The sequence below is a fragment of the Ruegeria marisflavi genome (assembly GCF_025673445.1).
Taxonomy (GTDB): domain Bacteria; phylum Pseudomonadota; class Alphaproteobacteria; order Rhodobacterales; family Rhodobacteraceae; genus Ruegeria_B; species Ruegeria_B marisflavi.
This window is the reverse complement of sequence record NZ_JAOVQN010000002.1, coordinates 311,530-331,434: the sequence shown is the minus strand read 5'-3', so window position 1 is coordinate 331,434 and position 19,905 is coordinate 311,530. Positions and strand designations below refer to the sequence as shown.

Here is a 19,905-nt window from a genome sequence, read left to right as displayed (position 1 = left end):
TCTTAGCCCTCCGCCCAAAGGGGTTTGCGTTTTTCGAGGAATGCGGCAATGCCCTCGCGCGCCTCTGCCGAGAGCAGTGCCGAGGCGAACCCCTCGGCCGCCGATTGCCGTTGTTCATCGCGTGACTGGTATGGCAGGCCCGAGAGCTGACGCTTGATCGTGGTGACGGCCTGCGGTGCGACCCGGGCCATGGCCCGGCGCAGATCACCCAAAGCCACGTCCATGCTTCCTGCGGGAACCAGCCGGTCAACCAGCCCGATACCGCGCGCAGTCTCTCCGCTGACGCTTTCGCCCGACAGCATCAGCCGCCGTGCCGTCCGCATCCCCAGCCGGGCCACCACAAACGGTGCAATCTGTGCAGGTGTCAGCCCCAGCCGCACCTCGGACAGGGCAAAGCGTGCGGTTTCCTCCGCCAGTACCATGTCGCCGCAACAGGCAAGGCCCAGGCCGCCCGCCATCGCCGCGCCTTCGACCGCCATGACGGTGAACTGAGGCAACCCGGACACGGCATCGAACAGGTCCGCCGCTTGCAGACTGAGCGCGACCACATCGGCATGGCCGGCCTTGCCCTGCATCACAGCCTGGAACGCCTTCAGGTCGCCCCCCGCGCAAAACACACCGCCGCGTCCGCGGAAAACTACGCCGCGCAGGTCGCTGCCCTGCAACGCCGCACACAGGGTCAGCAGGTCACCCACCCGCGCCGCCGACAGCGGGTTGCGTGCCTGCGGTTCGTTCAGCCAGACGGTCAGCCAGGATCCCGTCTGCTCCAACTCGTAGTGTTCGGACACTGGCAGCATCAGAACCTCGCCACGCCATAACTGCCCGGCTTGACCCGGCGCGCCCGCGCCTCGCGCACTGTTTCAAGGCAAAAGCCGAGCACCCGCCGTGTATCACGCGGGTCGATCACCCCGTGATCCAGACACCGGCCCGAGGTATGGAACGCGCCCGCCTGCCGGTCGAAATGCGCCGCGATCAGCGCCGATTGCTTGGCCAGACGGTCTTCGTCGATCTCCTCGCCTTTGCGATTGGCGCCTGCGCGCGCCACCATCGCCATGGTGCCCGCCGCCTGCTCGCCCCCCATGACACCGGTGGTCGCATTGGGCCAGGCGAAGAGGAAATCGGGTTCATAGGCATAACCCGACATCCCATAGTTGCCCGCCCCGAAGCTCGCCCCAATGTAGAGCGTGATGCGCGGCACATCGACCGAAGTCACCGCCTGGATCATCTTGGCACCGTGTTTGATCATGCCCGCCTGTTCATATGCGGTGCCCACCATGTAACCAGTTGTGTTGTTGAGAAAAACGAGCGGCGTGTCGGATTGCCCGCACAGCTGGATGAACTGCGCCGCCTTGGTGGCGCCCGCCGGGTCGATTGGCCCGTTGTTGCCGATGATCCCCACGGCGATCCCGTTGATTGCCGCCTGCAAACACACGGTCGAGACACCGTAGCGCGGTTTGAAATCCCGGAACTCGGACCCGTCCACAATCCGCGCCACCACCTCGCGCACGTCATAGGGCTGGCGATAGTCGGTCGGCACCAGCCCCGCGATATCCTCGATATCATAACTGGGCGCGGCGAATGTGCGGTCGGGGCGCGGCGGCAGCGTCTTGTTCCAGTCAATCGCGGCAATCACCTCGCGGGCCATCTCGACCCCGTGGGCATCGTCCTCGGCCAGGTATTCGACCAGACCGCTGGTCTGGGCATGCATCTCGGAACCGCCCAGCTCACGGTCGTTCGCCACCTCGCCCGTCGCCGCATGCACCAGGGCGGCACCCGCAAGGGCGGCCATGCCGTTTTTCTTTACACCGACCACATAATCGGCCAGCCCCGGCATATAGGCACCGCCCGCCGTTGACGGCCCGTGCAGCACGGCGAGGTTCGGGATGCCCGCAGCAGACAACCGGGCAAGATTGCGAAAGAGCTTGCCACCATTGGCCCAGAACTCCACCCGGTATTCCATCAGGTTGGCGCCCGCGCTTTCGACCAGATGGACAAAGGGCAGCTTTTGCTTCAGCGCGATCTCCTGCGCGCTCAGAAACGCCGCGCCGGACATTTCGACCATGGCACCTGCCTTGATACCGCTATCGTCGACCACGATCATGCAGCGCACCCCGGCAATGAAACCGATGCCGACGATTATCGAGGCGCCAGGCACCGATTTTTCGGGGTTGGAGGTGTCGACCATGTAGCCCGCAAGGCTGTGCAGTTGCAAAAACGGCAACCCGGGGTCGAGCAGGCGCGCCAGCCGGTCGCGCGGAGTGATCTGGCCGCGCGCCTCCATCCGCTCGCGCCGCTCTTCGGACAGGGCCACGGGGCGCGCTTCGAGCGCACGCAACTGGTCGACCAGCGCCAGCATATCGGCGCGGTTGCGGGCATAGGTTTCGCTGTCTTTCACAACTTGGCTGACAAAGCCCATTGGTTTCTCCGCTTCATGCGTTCGGGATCAACCCGGCCGGGATGGCAACCGGCAGGGACAGAAGTTCCTGGGCAAAGGCCTTGCCCTGCGGGTCATTTCGCAGGCTGGCAACGCCTCCGCCGCCCAGAACCGCTGACATCACGATGTTCATCGAATGGGTTCCGGGCAAGTAATAACGGCTGACATCCGCCGGAGATTTTTCGGCGAAAAATCTCTGCACCGCCTGGGGTGCAAGGGCCGCCCAGATATAGGGCATATACGCCGGGTTGCGGGCGATCACGCCGATATTGGCGCTGTCTCCCTTGTCTCCGGATCGCGCCCAGACCAGGTCCTCGAGCGGGCGTGAATCCATCTCCACCCCGTCTTCAGCAGGCTCCGGCTCTTGCAGAGCCCCCAAGGCAATATCCCGCAGCGGCAGATCCGGCGCATCATACACCACCTCGGTCCCCTCCAGGGTGATCTTGTAGGTGAGCGCCGCCGCAGGGATCAGGCATGAGAACAGCGCGACCACCGGCGACGGTTTCGGGCGCCCGCCTCCGGTAAAGAAATGAAGCCCCGGCGGCGTGGCCAGTGCCGCCCCGACCAGTTCCTTGAGAAACAACCCCACCGCCCGCGCATCGTCATGCCGAACGGCGGCCTTGAACGCGATTTCTTCGGCACCGGCATCGCCGTGTCTTCCACCGAAAGCTTCGAAACAGACCTCGCGATACTCCGGTGCGCCAAGCGCATTCAACCGCGCCCGCGCGCGGTCCAACCCGGCCTGTGCGAAAGCGCGCGCCTTGTCACGCGCGGCACGCCCGGTCATCTGGAACACCATGCCGCCGCGATATCCGTCGGCCCAAGTCACCGAGACTTTGAGCCGCCCGGTCGGGGCCTGCCCCCGCGCGCCCAAGACTCGGACCCGGTCGGTCCCATCCTGCGCAAGCGTCACGCCGGTGAAATCGCAAACCACATCCGGCAGCAGGTAAGCGCGCGGATCGCCGATTTCATAGAGCATCTGTTCGCCCACCGACGCGGGCGAAACGATACCGGTCGTTCCGTCCGGCTTAGTCACGACAAAGCCGCCATCCGCCGAAACCTCGGCGATCGGATAGCCGATCCGCGCAATATCCCCCGCAGCTTCCCAATCGGTAAAGTTGCCGCCAGTGGACTGCGCGCCGCATTCCAGCAAGTGCCCGGCAAGCGAGCCCGCCGCCAACAGGTCGTGCGCGTGCATGTCCCAATCAAAATGATGGATACAGGCCGCCAGCGTCAGCGCGCTGTCCGCACAACGCCCGGTGATGACGATATCGGCCCCGGCCCGCAGCGCGGCCACGATCGGGCCTGCGCCGATATAGGCATTCATCGAGGCGATGCGCTCCGCAGGAGGCATCGCCGCCCCGGTGAACATCTCGGTACAGTCGGAAAACTCGGCAAGGCGCGACATCAGGTCGTCGCCTTCGACCACCGCCACCTTGAGCGGCAACCCCGCCGCGGCAATCTTCTCCCTCAGGGCCGCAGCACAAGCAGCCGGGTTGACGCCCCCGGCGTTCGACAGAACCCGCACGCCGCCCAAGGCGATCGCGGTCAGGTTCCGTCCCATCGCCTCGGTCACGAAATCACTGGCGTATCCCTGCGCGGGGTCCTTCAGCCGTGCCCGCGCCATGATCGACATGGTGATCTCGGCCAGGTAGTCGTAAACCAGCACATCAACCCCGGCATCAAGAAGTTGCGCCGTGGCATGAGGCGCCTCCCCCCAAAACCCACTGGCGCCGCCAATCCTCAACACACCTGTCACGCCACGTCCTTTCCCCGTCATCCCGATGGGCTCTTTACAGACCGCCCGTTCTGTTTTTAAGCTGCCTTCGACCGAAGCTTTGGTCAACGAAAAAACCCGTGACGTGACGGAACATGAGCGACAGCGACAAACCCACCCCCCAAGATCAGCGCTCGAAGGCGATGCAGGCCAGGATTGTTCGTGCCACGATCACTTGTCTCGACCGGCTCGGCTATGCCGAAACCACCTTTGCCCGCATCCAGGCCAAGGCGGGCGTGTCGCGCGGGGCGATCACCCACCACTTTCCGACCCGGCAGGCGCTGGTCGCGGCGACCGCGATGGAGCTCTTGGCCAACGCTCTGGGACCGGTCGAACGCCGCGCCGCCAGCGCCGATCAACCCGAACCGGTGCGCGCGCTGATCACCCGCGCCTGGGGTCAGGTGGTGAACTCGGCCGGCGGGCGCGCGATGGTTGAAATCCTTGTAGCCTGCCGGACCGACAAGGAGCTTTATCACCTGCTTGAGCAACGCCTGCACGATTGGGACGCACAAAGCCGCGGCTCGATCAACCGGGCCTATCGCGGATCGGGCAAAGATCCGGACGATGCGGAGCTTTTGTGGAGCATGACGCGGAACTTCCTGCGCGGCCTGGTCCTGCATGACAAGTTTGTATCGGATCCGGCCTACCTCGCGCGCATGGTGGATCGGTTCGCAGGCCTGATGGAAACCCAACTGATCCCCCTGCCCGCAAAGGACATGCCATGACCTGCCCTTCTCCCTTCATGACACCCGAGCGCGAGGCCTATCGCAGCACGCTCAAACGTTTCTTCGATGCCGAAGTGAAACCCCATGTCGAAGATTGGGAGGCCGCGCAGGCCGTCCCCTGGAGCTTGCACCAAAAGCTTGGGGAGATGGGCGTGTTTGGTTTTGGCGTGCCCGAGGAATACGGCGGATTAGGATTCGATGACGCCTTCATGCGGGCCGACTATGCCGAACTGGCTTTTGGCTGTGGCGCCTCGGGCGTTGCGGCGGCAGTAGGCGGGCGGTCGATCTCGATCGGCCCGATGGTCCGGTTCGCGCCCGAAGAGTTCCGCCGCACCATCCTGCCCGAGATCGTACAGGGGCGGATGAACTCGGCGCTGGCGATTACCGAACCGGGAGGCGGCTCGGACGTGGCCAACCTGACCACGCGGGCTGAACGAGTGGCAGATGGATGGGTACTGAACGGGGCCAAGGCCTACATCACCGGGGGCATGGACGCCCGGTGGTTCGTGGTGGGCGCCCGCACCGGGGGGCCGGGCCTTGGCGGTATCTCGCTCTTCCTGATCGAGGCGGGTACGCCCGGTTTCACCCGCACCCCGTTGGGCGGCAAGATGGGCTGGCACTGTTCGACGCAGGCCATGCTGCATTTCGACGATTGCCGCGTCCCCGCCGAGGCGCTGATCGGACCGGAGAACAAGGGTTTCATCGCAATCATGAACAACTTCAACTATGAACGCCTTGCCATGACCGCCGGCGGCTTGGGCATGATGCGCGTCTGCTATGACGCCGCGCTGGATTGGGCGCGCGAACGCAAGACCTTTGCCAAGCGGCTGATCGAACATCAAGTCATTGCCCACAAGTTTGCCGAGATGTCAGCGCGCATCGACATGACCGAAGCTTATCTGGAGCGCATCTGCTGGACGATGAACCAAGGTCTGATGCCCAGCGCCGAGATTGCCAAGGCCAAGGTACAATCGACCAAGGCACTGGAATTCGTGGCCTCTGAGGGCATGCAAATCTTCGGTGGCGCCGGGTATCTGGTGGGCAACCCGGTGGAACGGGTCTGGCGCGAGGTCAAGGTGATGGCGATAGGCGGTGGCTCCGAAGAGATCATGAGGGACCTCGCCGTGCGTCAAATGGGGCTGGCCGGGCAGTGACTCCGCCCCTTCGCCCTTAGTTCGATACGTAGCCCGCCACCACCTGCAACAGCTTGAACGCGGTCGCGGCGTCATTCTCGACCACTGCCAAGAACTCTTCCTCGCCGATGCGCAGACAGGTTATGTCGGTTTCCGCCACCATGCTCAGCGCGCGCGGCACCTTGCGGATCAAGCCGAGTTCGCCCACCAGCCGGCCCGGCCCGACGGTGGCGATCAGCTGATCCTCTTGCCCCTCACGCGGGAGATAAAGACCAGCCTCACCCTCAATCATCATATAGGCGCCATCGGTCGGTTCATCGTCCTTCAGGAACACCACCTCGCCCGCCTTGGCGCTGTACCAGCGCGCACCAAAGGCCAGCAGCCGAAGTTGCCGCCGGTCGAGACCGGAGAACAGCGGCGTCTGTTCCAGCGCCCGCAACTTCCGGGTCAGGTCGGCCGAGGCGACACTGTCTTCTTCCTGCTTTTGCGGAACCTCTTCCGTCACGATCCTGCCCCGTTGCACTTCGATGAAGAAATCGAAGACTGCAGGATTCTGGAACCCGTCGTTCAAATAGATGATCGTCGTTTCCGGCAAGAGCGCGCGCAGGTTACGATAGACGGCGATCTGGGTCTGCATGTCGTAACTTGCCAAGGCCTGATCCAGAACCAGGATATCGGGGCGTTTGATCGTCGCGCGGGTAAACGCAAGCGGCTCTGCAAAGATCGCCGGTACATTCTGCCCGCCCAAGGCCACCGGGACATCATAAATCAACTCGATCACTAAGGGCTGCACGCCGTGGTCCGCCAGCACGTCCGCGATCAGTTTGCGCAACTCGTCCGCCCTTGCGCCTCCCACTTCGCTGACCTTGCCGAACAGGGCGTTCTCCAGCACGTTCAGCCCCGGCGCGAAACTGTCCGGGTCCAGTGGAGAAAACACGTCATCAAGGCTGTTCATCAATTGGGCAGAATGTGTCTTGCGTAGCTCGAGAATTCGCGCCTTGATCTCGTTCGAGAAGGCCGGCCCGATCTGATCGGCCGATATCCTGAATGGAACCGCCAGCAAACTGGCGAGCTGAGTGTCGTCCAGCGCCTTGGCGCCTTCTGCGCGTGTCTTTTCAACCAGGGCCAAGGCTGTCTCATAGGTGCGGGCCTCAAGATTCAGCTTGCGGAACAGCGGATGGTCTGTCCCGTCGATACCAAAGATCTGACGCAGCATGTCGATGACATCTTGGGTCAGACCGACAAGTGTCTCGTCCAGACCCAGATCCCTGATCTGGGCCAGAAAATCCGTCTGCCCCGCCAGAACCTCGGGCGTGAAGGGTTCACGCGGCGTGGCAAACAGCAGGTTCTCAGCCACCGGCAGGGCCGGGTTGTACTGCTCGGGATCGAAAAGATAGGCTTGCCCACCCAATCCCGCCCTTTCGACGGCCTCTTGCACAATCGGACGCAGCGCGACCAGTCGGGCCGCGAGATCTGGATGATCTTTCTCCAAGAATATCTGCTCGGCCCCGCGCCGGAACAGCGCGGCCCCCGATCCAAGACCTTCGACGAGTTTCAGCCACCATTCCCGCAATCTTGCGGCATCGTCAAAACCTGCCAGCCCGGGCTCCAGCCATTCGCTGTGATAGGCATCAGGGCTGTTACCCGCCCGCAGGGTTTCGTCATGGAACCGAGGATCCTCGGAGTCGCTCTGCGGCCGCACCCGCATGGGCATCATCACGTTGTCGCCAAAGGTTCCCTGAAACAGGATCGGACGCGACGTAGCATGCCCGATGCGCGATGCGACCACCATCTGGTGAAGATTGGATAGGTTGTTTTCGCCGATCAGGACCTTGCCGCTGGCCGGCAGAACTTCTCGTGTCAGCAATTCCGACAAAGCCCGCCGGTCCTGTTCGCTGGGCGCCGCGATCCCGATGACCTTGCCCCCCGGCAAGGTGACATCCAGATCGTCGAGCACAAGGTTTCCGTCCCCATCGCGAACGGAAACCTTGTCGAGCACGATATCCCCCGTCAGGCGCGGGCGCTCTTCGGGAAAGCCGGTGAACTTGTCTTCGTCAACCATTCCCGGCGGGGCAAATCGATCCAGGATGACATCCCAGCGCAAGGACATGTCCTGCGCCTGATTGTAGTAGGCCAGCAATTCCTTCCACGGGCTCGAAAGATCCTTGTAGGCGGCCAGCGCGGCGACGAGAGCCCCAAGCGACACTTGCCCCTGGAGAACAAGAAAGCCGCCGATCGAATAGAAGAAGAACGGCGTGAGTTGGCCAATGAAGTTGTTCACGAATTTCATGAAGAACTTCTTTTGGTAAATATCGAATCGGATCAGATAGAGACGACCCAGCTGATAGCTGAGCATGCTCATCCGCCACGGCCAACCGGCATTGGCCCGGAGCGTTGCGGCACCCGAGGCGTTTTCACCGATCTGGGCGGCCAGGATACGGACCTCTTGTATGCGTTTCTTGTTGAGCAGGTTGATCTGTCGTTGCATGCGCGGAATCAGCCAGGCCTGCAACGGGATCAGCGCAACGGCCGCCAACCCGAACCAGAAGCTTTGCAGAAAGAGAAACGACAAAATGGTGATCATCTGGCCGGCCTGAAGGACCGGCTGGCTGATCATATCCCCCATCAACCCGCCCATCGGCTCGCTCTCGGCGGTGACCATCGACACCAGTTCACCCTGACTGACACGTTCGAAATAGGGCTGAGGGAACCTTAGAATCCGTGTGATCAACAGATACCGGAAACGGCGCAGCATCCGTTCGGACATCACGCCTTTCATCGTGTTGATCTTCATCTTCATCAGCCCGTGGGCCAACACAGATATCAGGAATGCCGCGCAGAGGATGGCCAGATAGGTAACCTGATCGAAGGTATAGCCCCAGACCTCGATCGTCGAAGACGCCGCGCCAATAGCATCGTTGATGATCCGTTTGGGCAGTTCCAGCGTCAGATACAAAAGCGGAAACAAGGTTGACGTCACGGCCAACAAAATCAATTGGTCGCGTTTTGAGTGCTTCCAAATAAATTGGAACAATGTACGATCTATGGCTCCGCCCCCCAGAAAGCGTCGCAAAACTTGCCGCGACAGGGCGCATCCGCCGCGAGCATTCCTTAAGGGTAACGCGCCAGCCATTGGACTTGCAACGGATTTCGCCGAGAAAAAAGCGACGCGAAGTGTGAACGAGTTCATTTTGCAGCGCGGGAATATTGCGCTAAGCTTCTCCTCGGGGATGAAATGGAGGACGGTCTGTTGCCAGTGACGATCGGCACGGTTTTGGTGCTGCTTTGCCTTTTGCAGGTAAAGCACATGTTTGCCGACTTCTTCCTTCAAACACCCAAGATGCTAGCCGGGCGGTGCAGCTACTGGCATATGGGCCGGGCGCAGCACGCTTCGGTCCATGCCCTAGGTTCCATTATTGTTTTCGTCCTGCTTGGGGCACCGTTAGGTTTCATCGGCTTTATCGTCGTCTTAGAATGGCTGGCGCATTTCCACATTGATTTTGGCAAGGGTTTCTATTCAGACCGAAAAGCGTTGCAACCCAATCAGGCTAGATACTGGCACGCGATGGGATTTGACCAGTTTCTGCACCAGTTGACCTATATAGCCATGGCATGGGCTTGGACCGGTTTCGCGCTTTGATCACGCACTTCGACACGCGGGCAGCCGTGGTCTTGCGGTTGCCAAGTGTTCCACGCTGATTGCAGTTCCGGCTTTTTGTAAGTATCGGCGCCCTCGTCAGTCCAGCAGACAATTTGTGGTTCCCGCGTCGCGTGTATTCATACGTGAAACCGTCCATTTCACCAGATCCAGAAGCGCAACCCCCAGCACAACACCAGTTTTTCGACGCGACACGCCCCGAAGAAGTTTCTCGCGAAGGTTAAGGTCCCCTTTCCGGCTCACAAACTAGGCGCCAGAATTCCCTTTGCTCATTCGTGCCCCAGACCTGTCATGGGACCGGAAAGGTTAAATCGTCAAACCGCAACCGGTCGGTTCCGTTTGATTGTTCGCAAGACAACATTGGTCTGCGCACTGGCCACTGCGGGCAGTCGGAACAAAAACCCTTCGAGAAACACGTTGTAGGCCGCAAGGTCACGGCACAGGACCCGCAGGTGGTAATCAGCCTGTCCGGTTGTGGCATAACAATCTTGTACTTCCGGACAGGTGTCTATCGCACGGATGAACTCTACAATGCGATCCGGGTCGTGCCGGGTCAGGTGAACGTGAACAATCGCCTCAAAGGTCAAACCCATTTCGGTCGTGTTTACCACCGCACCATAACGTTCGATTACCCCCGCATCTTCCAATGCCCGAACCCTGCGCCAAAGCGCCGAGGCTGACATGCCAACCGCTTCGGCAAGGTCGGAATTCGAGATTCGGCTGTCTTGTTGCAACAGAGTCAGAATGCGGCGATCCCGGTCGTCTAGATGCATCAATGGTTATTCCTTTCGTCATTTTGTTAACAATCGGAAGAAAAAACCACCATGTCGAGAATATGTAGTTCATTTTGGCAAGAATTTTCAAAATGACGGGTTTATTCTACCGCCTGCCTCTCTCTTTCAGGATTTCGCGATGACCCATCCCGCCCCCGCCCTGCGCAGCTATGCGCTGGATGATCGTTACAACCGGATCACCGGCCGGGTGTTTTTGACCGGAACCCAGGCGCTGGTGCGGATCATGATGGATCAGGCCCGCCGCGACCGCGCCGCCGGGCTGAACACGGCCGGTTTCGTGTCTGGCTATCGGGGCTCGCCGCTGGGCGGGCTGGATCTGGAGATGTGGCGCGCCAAGGCACGGCTGGAGCAGGACCGCATCACCTTCATGCCCGCCGTGAACGAGGATCTGGGCGCCACCGCCGTACTGGGCGCGCAACAGGCGGTGCTGGACCCCGATTGCCGGTACGAGGGCATCTTTTCGATGTGGTACGGCAAGGGGCCGGGGGTGGATCGTTCGGGCGATGCGCTGAAACACGGCAACGCCTATGGCAGCGCGCCCAAGGGCGGTGTGCTGGTGGTGGCGGGCGACGACCACGGCTGCGTCTCCAGCTCGATGCCGCACCAGTCCGACGTCGCCTTCATGGCATGGTTCATGCCGACTCTGAACCCCGCCTCGGTCGAAGAGTATCTGGAATTCGGCGAATACGGCCTGGCGCTGTCGCGCTTTTCGGGCACCTGGGTCGGGTTCAAGGCGATCAGCGAAACGGTGGAAAGCGGCCGCTCGGTCGAGTTGCGCCTGGATCGTCAGTTCACCCTGCCCCAGATCGACCTGCCCGCCGGTGGCCTGCACATCCGTCGCGCCGACCTGCCCAGCCCCGAGATCGAGACCCGCATTCAGGCCAAGCTGCGCGCCGTGCGCGCCTTTGCCGAGGAAAACCCGATCGACCGGCGCATCTATGACCTGCCCAACGCGCGCTTCGGCTTTGTCACCACCGGCAAGGGGCATCTCGACCTGATGGAGGCGCTGCGCCTTCTGGGTCTGAACGAGGACAAATGCCGTGCGCTTGGCATCGACATCTACAAGGTCGGCATGGTCTGGCCGCTGGCCCGCCGCAACGCCCTGCGCTTTGTGCGCGGCAAGCAGGAGGTGCTTGTGGTCGAGGAAAAGCGCGGCATCATCGAGAGTCAGTTCAAGGAGTACTTCTATGACTGGCCGGGCGACAAACCGCACCGGATGGTCGGTAAATACGACGAACAGGGCGAGCCCCTGATCCCCTGGACCGGCGAGCTGAGCCCGCTGATGCTGGCCCCCGTGGTGGCCGCGCGTCTGGATGCGTTCTTTCCCGAGGAAAACCTGCCCGCCCGGGCCCGCGCGCTGACCGAAACACCGCCGCCCGTGATCGCGGTGCCCGGCGCCACCCGCACCCCCTATTTCTGCTCGGGCTGCCCGCACAATACCTCGACCAAGGTGCCCGAAGGCTCGCGCGCCAACAGCGGTATCGGCTGCCACGTGATGGCCAGTTGGATGAACCGCGACACCGACGGATACGCCCAGATGGGCGGTGAGGGCGTGCCGCATGTGGTGGCCAGCAAGTTCAATGGCGGCAAGCATATTTTCCAGAACCTGGGCGAAGGCACCTGGTACCACTCGGGCTCTCTCGCGATCCGGCAGGCGGTCGCGGCGGGCACCAATATCACCTACAAGATCCTCTATAACGACGCCGTGGCGATGACCGGCGGGCAGCCGGTCGACGGGCCGGTCAGCGTCTCGGGAATCGCCCAGACCTGCCGCGCCGAAGGGGTCGCGCGCATTGCGCTGGTCTCGGACGATATCGCAAAATTCGACCGCGCCGATTTCCCTACGGGCACCACCTTTCACGATCGGGCCGAGCTGATGCCGGTGCAAAAGGAGTTGCGCGAGATCAAGGGCGTTTCCGTGCTGATCTATGAACAGACCTGCGCCACCGAGAAACGCCGCCGCCGCAAGCGCGGCAAAATCGAGGACCCGGCCCGGTTCGCCTGGATCAACGATCTGGTCTGCGAGGGCTGCGGCGACTGTTCGGTCGCTTCGAACTGTCTCAGCGTCGAGCCGCGCGAGACGCCGCTGGGGCGCAAGCGCAAGATCAACCTCAGCTCCTGCAACAAGGATTTCTCCTGCCTGAACGGGTTTTGCCCCAGCTTCGTCACCGTCGAGGGCGCGACCCGACGCAAGCGCGCAGTCAAGCTGGATCTGGAGCAGCTGGAAAGCGGCCTGCCCATGCCCACCCTGCCCGCACTCTCCGACCCCTTTGACCTGCTGGTCACTGGGGTCGGCGGCACTGGCGTCGTCACCGTGGGCGCGCTGATCACCATGGCCGCCCATCTCGAGGGGCTGGGCGCCTCGGTTCTGGATTTCACCGGGTTTGCGCAGAAATTCGGCACTGTTCTCAGCTACATACGCCTTGGCGCCCGCCCGGACGCGTTGCATCAGGTGCGCATCGACGCCGGTGGCGCGGATGCGGTGATCGGCTGTGACATGGTGGTCAGTTCCGCGCCCAAGGCCTCGGCGCATTATCGGAGCGGCACGCGGGTGGTGCTGAACCGGGCCGAGATGCCCACCGGAGATCTGGTTCTGCATCGCGATGCGCAACTCAAGATCGACGCCCGCGAGACCGCCATCCGCGCCGTGGTCGGGCTGGAAAATGTCAATGGTTTCAATGCCAACGAGGCCGCGGAAACACTCCTGGGAGACGCGGTTTTCGCCAATGTCATGATGCTGGGCTACGCCTGGCAGCAGGGGTTGGTGCCGGTCAGCCTGACCGCGCTGGGTCAGGCGATCCTGCTCAATGGCGTGGCGGTAGAAAAGAACCGTCTGGCCTTTGCGGTGGGGCGGGCGATGGCCTCGGACCCGGCGCGACTGCACGGGTATCGCGAGGCCGAGCCGCAAAAAGAGACGTATGATCAGATGGTTACCCGCCGCGCCGCGTTTCTGGCCGAGTATCAGGACGCGGCCTATGCCAAGCGCTACACCGACCAGTTGCAGAGCTTTCGCACGGCGATGCCGCAGGCCAGCGACGAGATGCTGCGTGCAGCCGCACGCAACCTCTTCAAGCTATTGGCCTATAAGGACGAATTCGAAGTGGCCCGGCTGATGACCTCAACGGATTTCACCCGCGAACTGACCGACAATTTCGAGGGCGAATTCACGGTGAAATACCACATGGCACCGCCGCTTCTGAGCCGGAAAACCGATGCCCGCGGCTGGCCGGCAAAGCGCGCTTTCGGGCCCTGGATGACGCCTGTCTTGCGCGGGCTTGCGCGGATGAAGGGGCTGCGCGGGTCGCTGCTCAATCCGTTCGGCTATCACGCCGAGGCCAGATTGCACCGCGAATTGACCGTTTGGTACAGCGATCTGATGGCGAATGTGCCGTTTTGTACAGACCCCGACACGGCGCTTGCGGCGCTCGAATCCGCCGACGAGATCCGCGGTTACGGCCCCGTGCGCATCGCCTCGGCCCAGCGCGCGAAAGCCGAGGCGGCCCGCCTGCTGGGCACCCGCTGATCCCGCACGGGCCGCTGGGGGGCCCGCCCCCCAGACCCCCCGGAGTATATTCCACCAGAAAGAAGCAGTAACGGCTTGTGGCTTCTTTCTGGTCCAAAGTACTCCCGCCGGAGGCATGTGCGGCCCGCGAGGATCGCACATAAGGGTTGCGCAACGCGGACCAAGCAGGCAGGGATCGGCAAACCCAGCCGGAGAATGCCATGACCGCAGCCATCGTTTTCGACCTGGACGGCACGCTGATCGACAGCGCCCCGGACATCACCGCCGCCGTCAACCGGATGCTGGCGGCCGAGGGGCACAGGCCGCTCGACCTGGCGACGGTGACCTCGTTCGTCGGTAAGGGGTTGCCGAACCTGGTGGTGCAGGTGATCGGGCATGTTGGGCTCGACATGGGGCGGCATGAAGAGTTGTCGGCTGCGACGCTGGAGGAATACAACCGCTCGAACTCCAGCCTGACAGTACCCTATCCCGGGGTGGTCGCGGCGCTGGAACGGCTTGCCGGGGACGGCGCGGCGCTGGGGATCTGCACCAACAAACCCGAGGGACCAGCGCGGCAGGTGCTGGCCGATCTGGGGCTGGCGCGGTTCTTTGACGTGGTGATCGGCGGCGACAGCCTGCCGACGCGCAAGCCGGAACCGGGCATGCTACACGCCAGTTTTGCCGCCCTGCCGAATCTGCCGCGTCTTTATGTCGGCGACAGCGAGGTGGATGCCGAGACCGCGCAGAATGCGGGCGTACCGTTCCTGCTCTTCACCGAAGGCTATCGCAAGAGCTCGGTCTCGGCGCTGCCGCACCGGGCCGCCTTTGACGCCTTTGCCGACCTGCCGGGGCTGGTGGCTCAGGCGCTGGCGATCTGAGCCGAGACCTGCTCGCGGATGGCCTGGGGCCAGGCCAGCGAGCGGCCCAGCCGGGCCACATGCACCAGCGTGGCGTTGGCCCGCAGGCGCAACTCGTCGCCGCAATGAGCGGTCAGCTCGTAATCGAGGCTGGAATTGCCGATCCGGGTGGGCGTCAGCCGAAAAGTGAGCAGATCGCCATGCAGCGAGGGCGCGGTGAACGTGGCCTGGATCTGCGCCGTGGGAGCACCGTTTTCCTTGACCAACTCGTGAAACGGCAGACCCAGATCGGTGGCGAACCAGTCTTCGACCACGTCGTTGATCATCTCGAAGTAACGCGGAAAGAACACGATGCCCGCCGGATCGCAATGCTTGAACCGGACTTCGATTTCGGTGGTAAAGCTCATCTGTCGCCCTTTGTGACGGTTATCTGTCTCTCTTGCCCCTATCGCTGCCGGGGCTCAAGACGCCAGCGACTTCCATGCGGCAATCAGCCCTTCGCGGGTCATGCGGGGGGCGTCGCCCAGGGTGGCGGGCGCCCCTTGGGCGGCCAGCGCGTCGGCATGCAGGCGCGGCATCTCTCCTTCACCCAGCACCGCCAGTTGCTGACCCAGCCAGAAGGGGCGCGTGGCCGCCAGCTCGGCCCCGATCAGGCCACCGAGGATCCGCGCCCGCGCCACCTCGGGCGGCAGGGCGCTGAGCGTGGCGTCGGCATGGGCGGACCAGAGCCGCGCCAGCACCTGTTCGGGGCGCGAGAGCCCGTCGGCGACCGCGTCGGTAAAGGCGGCGCCGTCGAGATCGGAGGTGGTGAGCCAGCGGCCGAGCTGGGTGCCGGCGGTCACCGCCGAGATCAGCGCGCCGAACAGGAAGCTGCGGAAACTGACGACTTCGCCGGCGCTGACATGCACCCAGCGGCTGGTTTCGCCCACCAGGCAGATCACCCCGTCCCAGCCGGGGTTGAGCGCCAGGAACCCGGCAACGCGGGTTTCGTCGCCCTGCATCATGTCGGCGGGCTGCGCCTGTCTCAGCCCCGGCACCGCATGCAGCGCCACGCGCGGGTCGCCGAGGTCGATCTGCCAGAGGCTGCCCGCAAGCGGGATGCAGGGCACGGTGTCGCGCACCGGGCCAAGCGGACCACAGGCTAAGACCGGCACCCCCTGCCCCGCGTGCCGTCCGGCCACAAGTGCGAGGATCGAGGCGGCATCGGCGGGGCGCGGGCCGTCATCGACGGCCTCGTCCAGCACGTCGCGGCCGCGCATCACCCAGAGGCGGCGGCGCGTGGTGGTCCAGTCGAGGGCAATCCAGTCGCTGGTCATGTCGGTCTCCGGCTGAAAACACCGTTCTTACGGCAGCCGGGCGGCGGCGCCAAGCCGGGTCAGAACCGGTAGGTGGCGCCGAAGACCGGGCCGGACTGGGTGAACGAGTAGTCGTTGCCGTTCGACAGCGTGTGATCGACCGACAGATAGCGATAACCGAACCGCAGCCGCCAGTTGTCGTTCAACTGGTAGTCGGCGGTGAGCAGCGCCTGCCAGCTTTCGCTGTCGCTCTGGAAGCCGCCATAGTCGAAGAAGGCGATGCCGCTCCACTTGTCGGACATCCGGACCTGGGCGCGCAGGCCGATCACCGGATCGACCCAGTTGTCATTGGCCACAACGGTACGCCCCGGCAGGATCCCTGGCAGTGCGGTCAGCGTGGTGCGGGTGTCGAACCAGCGCAGACCGGCGGCAAGGTCGACGGCGAGATCGGGCGTCTGGTGCACGCGGTAGGCGGCATAGGCGTTCAGCACCTGCGTCTTGGCCGCCGTATTGATGCCCGAAAAGGCACCGCCGGGCGTCGGATTGCCAAAGGAGATGTCAGTCATCATGTAATCGGCCAGAAAGCTCCACTGGCCGTTGCTGGCGCCGAACGCGCCCATGAAGGCGAAGTCGAGATTGTCGAGCGCGTCCTTGAAACTGAGCGTGCCCTCGATGGTGCCGGTCGGCGTGGTGACGCCGGTCTCGGTCTCGGCGGTGAAGAGATAGACCGTCGCCTCGTATTGCCAGTTGGATTGTTGGGCCGCGAGCGGCGTTGCCGCCGCGAGAGCCAGCGCAAAAGCTGTGGAAGGCAGTGGTTTCATGATCGTCTCCGGGGAAGCGATGGCGTTCCATTCCAAGCGTCGCATATGAGGCACCCCGAAGCAAGCGCCACGGGGTGCGCCGGATCAGCCCGCAGGCTGGAAATCGGGGAACTGCCAGCTGCCGTCGATGAGTTCGGGGCGGGGCTGGTACTGGCGGATTACCGCGTTCCACCCCGGCATGATCGGGATGCAGTTGATGCGCCCGTCCTCGCAGCCACCGAAATTGATCGTATAGCCACCGTCCTGGTTGTGCGTTGCGGTGACGTTGTTATAGGAGTTCACACCAAGGTCGTTGGGTTCCATGAAGCCCTCGGCATTATAAACGGTGATCGACCAGAAGCCGTCGACCGGAACGTCCTTGACCGTAACGGTATAGGGCGTTCCGTCGTTTTGCTCGATGAAGACCGTTTTGTAGACTGCGGCTTCGGGCGGGTTGCCGCCCCAGCCGAGAGCGGTGCCGATCAGGTGATAGAGCGGGTTCAAGAGCCTCTTTTGCCCGAAATAGGGGTTGGTGTCGGTGCGGGTGCTGCCCAGCACCTTGATCGCGTCGCGGACGCGGGCCAGGCTTTCGGGTTCCCAGTCGGGGATCTCGAATGATCCCTTGTCGGGCTGGACGATCTGCAACTGGTCCTGGAGCGCGTTGGCGGCCTTGACGTCCTCGGGGTCGTTGGGATTGACAAAGGTTCGGATCACCACAATCAGATAGCGGGTGCCAACCAGCGAAGGCGGAATGGTGAAGGTGCCGTCCTCGTGCACGGCCGGCATCATCGAATGGTCTTCGTTGATCAGCAGCATCGACTGAAAGCGGTCGCTGTCGGGTTTGACGATGGTGACCGGGGTGCTCATGTCGACCACCGCAGCGGAGTAAAGCGTGTCACGGTTCATCCGCACCACCGGCTGTTGATCCAGCGGCGTCCGCACCCGGTTGTGGGCCCATTCTCCGATGCCGACTGCATCGACATAAGATTTCATGATCTCGTTGGTTTCAGCACGCGCGAAATTGTCGACGGTAACCGGCACGGTTTCGGCAAACACCGCTGTTGCGGCCCCGATACAAGTCAGTGCAGCGGCGATGGCCAGTTTGGAAAACGGCATAAACGTACTCCCTTTGCGTTTGGCGAAAGACTAGCCACCAAAGCGCCTCAACCGGTAACCATTTCCAGCCAAGTTCAATCGGATCACCCGTCAGGTCGCACCGCCCGCGCCTCGGATGGGGTCATGCCGGTGACCTGGCGAAAGGCGCGACCCAGATGGGAGCTGTGGGAATAGCCGACCCGTTGCGAGATTTCGGCCAGATCCAGCCCCGAACCCAGGATCAGATCCTGCGCCATTTCCACCCGCACCGCGCGGGCAAGATCGCGGAAACTGGTCCCCTGTTCCTCGATACGGCGGCGAAGCGTGCGGGTGGACATGTCGAGCTGTTGCGCTATCCGGTCAATACCGGGGTCATCCGTCAGATTCGCACGCACCAGCGCCCGGACCGTCTCGACAAGGGTCTGTGGCGCCGAGCCAAAGGCGTCGCGCGCGACATCGGCCAGCGTAACGGCGCTGGTCAAGGGGCGGGGCCGCCGGGCATATTCGGCCTCGGGCTCCAATAGCAGAACCAGTTCGGGCTGATCGAACAGAACATCACAGCCGAAGTACGCCTCGTAAGGCGCGACTTTGCGCGGTTTCGGGAGGTTCAGCAACACGGCCCGGCGGTAGCGGTTGCCGATGTAGGGGGCCGCGATGCTGAGGACGACGCCCAAGGCAAGCGGGGCGTAGTGCCAATAGCTTTCGGCGTTTCGGATGGCGGCGTGATAGGTGATGCGGAACCCTTCGCAGGTTTGCCCCATGGACAGCCGGTCCAGCGAGACGTGATACTGCATCAGATCGCGGGTCAGGCGCAGGGCCTCGCCAAAGGTGGTAGCTGAGGTTACGTAGTCGCCGAAAAGCCCGTAGCTGCCAACACTGGCGAACGGTCCCAGCGCAAACAGCGCATTGTCATCGCCGGATAGCCGGGAAATTCGGTCGAGGTAACGCATTACCTTCAGTTGGCAGACATAAAAGCGTGGATTGTCGAGTGCGTCGGCGGGCAGGTCGCATTCCGCCAGTGCGCGCCGGGCGGTGGCGCGACCGATATTCTGCGCCAGCCCTGCGTCAAGGCCATGCAGCGTGCGCGACGAGATGAAGGGTCTGAGCATGTCTCTCCCGGATGGACGCGCCGCACGGGGCGTTGATCCGAGTGTGCCGCAATAGCGGGCGCAGGTCACGCGTTTGTGAGAGCGGCCCGCGTCAGCGGATCAGGCGTATTTCTCCAGAAATGCCTCGGCCCGCAGGCTGCGGAAATCGGGCAGCGCGGCGCGCAGGCGGGCATGGTCCCAGTCCCACCAGGCCAGCGCCATCATTCGTTCGGTTACATCCTCGGGGAAACGGCGGCGGATCAGTCGCGCGGAATTGCCGCCGACAATCGTATAGGGCGCCACATCCCTGGTCACGACACTGCCCGAGCCGACGACTGCGCCATGGCCGATGGTGACCTCGGGCTTGATGATCGCGGCATGACCGATCCAGGTATCATGGCCGATGGTGGCGATGCGACCGGCGCGATGGGCGAACCAGTCGGCATCGCGCTCGGCATCGTCCCAGTAATCGGCCGAGCGATAGAGGAAATGGTGCAGCGAGGCCTTTTCCATCGGATGATCGGTGGCACCGATGCGGGTGAAGCTGGCGATATTGGCGAACTTGCCGATGCGGGCATTGGCGATGTCGCAGGTGCGGTCGCAATAGCTGTAATCGCCCCATGTGGTGTTGGTCAGGCGGGTATCGGCGCCGATCTCGACATAGGCGCCAAAGCGGCTGCCGGTGATCTGGCAACCGGGATGCAGATAGGGGGTGTCGGCGCTGAGACGGGCTATGTTGCGGGCACT

The 19,905-nt window shown here is 63.1% G+C and carries 16 protein-coding genes; 5 read left to right on the top strand and 11 right to left on the bottom strand.

Annotated elements, in window-relative coordinates; translation table 11 throughout:
* Positions 1–2: 2 nt before the first annotated feature.
* The 3 genes from OEZ49_RS03535 to OEZ49_RS03525 are packed head-to-tail and all read right to left on the bottom strand — an operon-like array spanning position 3 to position 4,214.
* The gene (locus OEZ49_RS03535) at positions 3–797 is read right to left on the bottom strand and encodes an enoyl-CoA hydratase/isomerase family protein (protein ID WP_263387026.1); all 795 of its coding nucleotides are present in this window, start codon (positions 795–797) and stop codon (positions 3–5) included.
* Positions 797–2,416 carry an acyl-CoA carboxylase subunit beta gene (locus OEZ49_RS03530; protein WP_263387025.1) on the bottom strand — a complete coding sequence of 540 codons (1,620 nt, stop codon included), beginning with the start codon at positions 2,414–2,416 and terminating at the stop codon, positions 797–799. Before OEZ49_RS03530 ends, OEZ49_RS03535 begins: the two co-directional genes overlap by 1 nt.
* 13 nt (positions 2,417–2,429) lie before the next feature.
* On the bottom strand, positions 2,430–4,214 hold the full coding sequence (locus tag OEZ49_RS03525; RefSeq protein ID WP_263387024.1) for an acyclic terpene utilization AtuA family protein: 1,785 nt from the start codon (positions 4,212–4,214) through the stop codon (positions 2,430–2,432).
* Between the two features lie 92 nt (positions 4,215–4,306).
* Here OEZ49_RS03525 and OEZ49_RS03520 point away from each other — a divergent pair, with 92 nt between their 5' ends.
* Positions 4,307–4,936: a TetR/AcrR family transcriptional regulator gene (locus OEZ49_RS03520; RefSeq protein ID WP_263387023.1), complete on the top strand. Its 630-nt coding sequence runs from the start codon at positions 4,307–4,309 to the stop codon at positions 4,934–4,936.
* Positions 4,933–6,090: an acyl-CoA dehydrogenase family protein gene (locus OEZ49_RS03515; RefSeq protein ID WP_263387022.1), complete on the top strand. Its 1,158-nt coding sequence runs from the start codon at positions 4,933–4,935 to the stop codon at positions 6,088–6,090. The genes OEZ49_RS03520 and OEZ49_RS03515 overlap by 4 nt, the downstream gene beginning before the upstream one ends.
* Before the next feature lie 16 nt (positions 6,091–6,106).
* Here the strand turns inward: OEZ49_RS03515 and OEZ49_RS03510 are convergent, their stop codons facing one another.
* Positions 6,107–9,202, bottom strand: a complete 3,096-nt coding sequence (locus OEZ49_RS03510; protein ID WP_397545644.1) for a cyclic nucleotide-binding domain-containing protein — start codon at positions 9,200–9,202, stop codon at positions 6,107–6,109.
* A gap of 102 nt (positions 9,203–9,304) precedes the next feature.
* Here OEZ49_RS03510 and OEZ49_RS03505 point away from each other — a divergent pair, with 102 nt between their 5' ends.
* On the top strand, positions 9,305–9,709 hold the full coding sequence (locus tag OEZ49_RS03505; RefSeq protein ID WP_263387020.1) for a DUF3307 domain-containing protein: 405 nt from the start codon (positions 9,305–9,307) through the stop codon (positions 9,707–9,709).
* Between the two features lie 332 nt (positions 9,710–10,041).
* On the opposite strand, the gene OEZ49_RS03500 is transcribed toward OEZ49_RS03505, so the two are convergent.
* Positions 10,042–10,500, bottom strand: coding sequence for an Lrp/AsnC family transcriptional regulator (locus tag OEZ49_RS03500; RefSeq protein WP_263387019.1), 459 nt, complete (start codon positions 10,498–10,500; stop codon positions 10,042–10,044).
* A gap of 139 nt (positions 10,501–10,639) precedes the next feature.
* Between OEZ49_RS03500 and OEZ49_RS03495 the strand changes: the two genes are divergently transcribed.
* Both OEZ49_RS03495 and gph read left to right on the top strand, forming a co-directional pair.
* Complete coding sequence (locus OEZ49_RS03495; protein WP_263387018.1) at positions 10,640–14,044, top strand: indolepyruvate ferredoxin oxidoreductase family protein; 3,405 nt, start codon at positions 10,640–10,642, stop codon at positions 14,042–14,044.
* 200 nt (positions 14,045–14,244) lie between these two features.
* Positions 14,245–14,901, top strand: coding sequence for a phosphoglycolate phosphatase (gene gph, locus OEZ49_RS03490; protein ID WP_263387017.1), 657 nt, complete (start codon positions 14,245–14,247; stop codon positions 14,899–14,901).
* Here the strand turns inward: gph and OEZ49_RS03485 are convergent.
* The 6 genes from OEZ49_RS03485 to OEZ49_RS03460 form a co-directional block, all read right to left on the bottom strand.
* The gene (locus tag OEZ49_RS03485; protein ID WP_263387016.1) at positions 14,883–15,287 is read right to left on the bottom strand and encodes an acyl-CoA thioesterase; all 405 of its coding nucleotides are present in this window, start codon (positions 15,285–15,287) and stop codon (positions 14,883–14,885) included. The two genes, gph and OEZ49_RS03485, sit on opposite strands and share 19 nt — an antisense overlap.
* Positions 15,288–15,341: 54 nt before the next feature.
* Positions 15,342–16,196, bottom strand: a complete 855-nt coding sequence (locus OEZ49_RS03480) for a 2-dehydro-3-deoxygalactonokinase (protein WP_263387015.1) — start codon at positions 16,194–16,196, stop codon at positions 15,342–15,344.
* 59 nt (positions 16,197–16,255) lie between these two features.
* Positions 16,256–16,996: a porin family protein gene (locus OEZ49_RS03475; protein ID WP_263387014.1), complete on the bottom strand. Its 741-nt coding sequence runs from the start codon at positions 16,994–16,996 to the stop codon at positions 16,256–16,258.
* Between the two features lie 84 nt (positions 16,997–17,080).
* A complete protein-coding gene (locus tag OEZ49_RS03470) occupies positions 17,081–18,091 on the bottom strand; it encodes a DUF1214 domain-containing protein (RefSeq protein ID WP_263387013.1) in 1,011 nt (336 codons plus the stop codon).
* Positions 18,092–18,174: 83 nt separating this feature from the next.
* On the bottom strand, positions 18,175–19,179 hold the full coding sequence (locus OEZ49_RS03465; protein ID WP_263387012.1) for a helix-turn-helix transcriptional regulator: 1,005 nt from the start codon (positions 19,177–19,179) through the stop codon (positions 18,175–18,177).
* 99 nt (positions 19,180–19,278) lie between these two features.
* Positions 19,279–19,893, bottom strand: coding sequence for an LbetaH domain-containing protein (locus OEZ49_RS03460; RefSeq protein WP_263387075.1), 615 nt, complete (start codon positions 19,891–19,893; stop codon positions 19,279–19,281).
* Between the last annotated feature and the right edge of the window lie 12 nt (positions 19,894–19,905).

Coding starts and splice junctions, on each gene's coding strand:
- OEZ49_RS03465 (WP_263387012.1), bottom strand. CDS start 19,179: ATGCTCAGACCCTTCATCTCGTCGCGCACGCTGCATGGCCTTGACGCA.
- OEZ49_RS03485 (WP_263387016.1), bottom strand. CDS start 15,287: ATGAGCTTTACCACCGAAATCGAAGTCCGGTTCAAGCATTGCGATCCG.
- OEZ49_RS03530 (WP_263387025.1), bottom strand. CDS start 2,416: ATGGGCTTTGTCAGCCAAGTTGTGAAAGACAGCGAAACCTATGCCCGC.
- OEZ49_RS03500 (WP_263387019.1), bottom strand. CDS start 10,500: ATGCATCTAGACGACCGGGATCGCCGCATTCTGACTCTGTTGCAACAA.
- gph (WP_263387017.1), top strand. CDS start 14,245: ATGACCGCAGCCATCGTTTTCGACCTGGACGGCACGCTGATCGACAGC.
- OEZ49_RS03505 (WP_263387020.1), top strand. CDS start 9,305: ATGGAGGACGGTCTGTTGCCAGTGACGATCGGCACGGTTTTGGTGCTG.
- OEZ49_RS03535 (WP_263387026.1), bottom strand. CDS start 797: ATGCTGCCAGTGTCCGAACACTACGAGTTGGAGCAGACGGGATCCTGG.
- OEZ49_RS03495 (WP_263387018.1), top strand. CDS start 10,640: ATGACCCATCCCGCCCCCGCCCTGCGCAGCTATGCGCTGGATGATCGT.
- OEZ49_RS03475 (WP_263387014.1), bottom strand. CDS start 16,996: ATGAAACCACTGCCTTCCACAGCTTTTGCGCTGGCTCTCGCGGCGGCA.
- OEZ49_RS03510 (WP_397545644.1), bottom strand. CDS start 9,202: ATGGCTGGCGCGTTACCCTTAAGGAATGCTCGCGGCGGATGCGCCCTG.
- OEZ49_RS03480 (WP_263387015.1), bottom strand. CDS start 16,196: ATGACCAGCGACTGGATTGCCCTCGACTGGACCACCACGCGCCGCCGC.
- OEZ49_RS03520 (WP_263387023.1), top strand. CDS start 4,307: ATGAGCGACAGCGACAAACCCACCCCCCAAGATCAGCGCTCGAAGGCG.
- OEZ49_RS03515 (WP_263387022.1), top strand. CDS start 4,933: ATGACCTGCCCTTCTCCCTTCATGACACCCGAGCGCGAGGCCTATCGC.
- OEZ49_RS03470 (WP_263387013.1), bottom strand. CDS start 18,091: ATGCCGTTTTCCAAACTGGCCATCGCCGCTGCACTGACTTGTATCGGG.
- OEZ49_RS03525 (WP_263387024.1), bottom strand. CDS start 4,214: ATGACGGGGAAAGGACGTGGCGTGACAGGTGTGTTGAGGATTGGCGGC.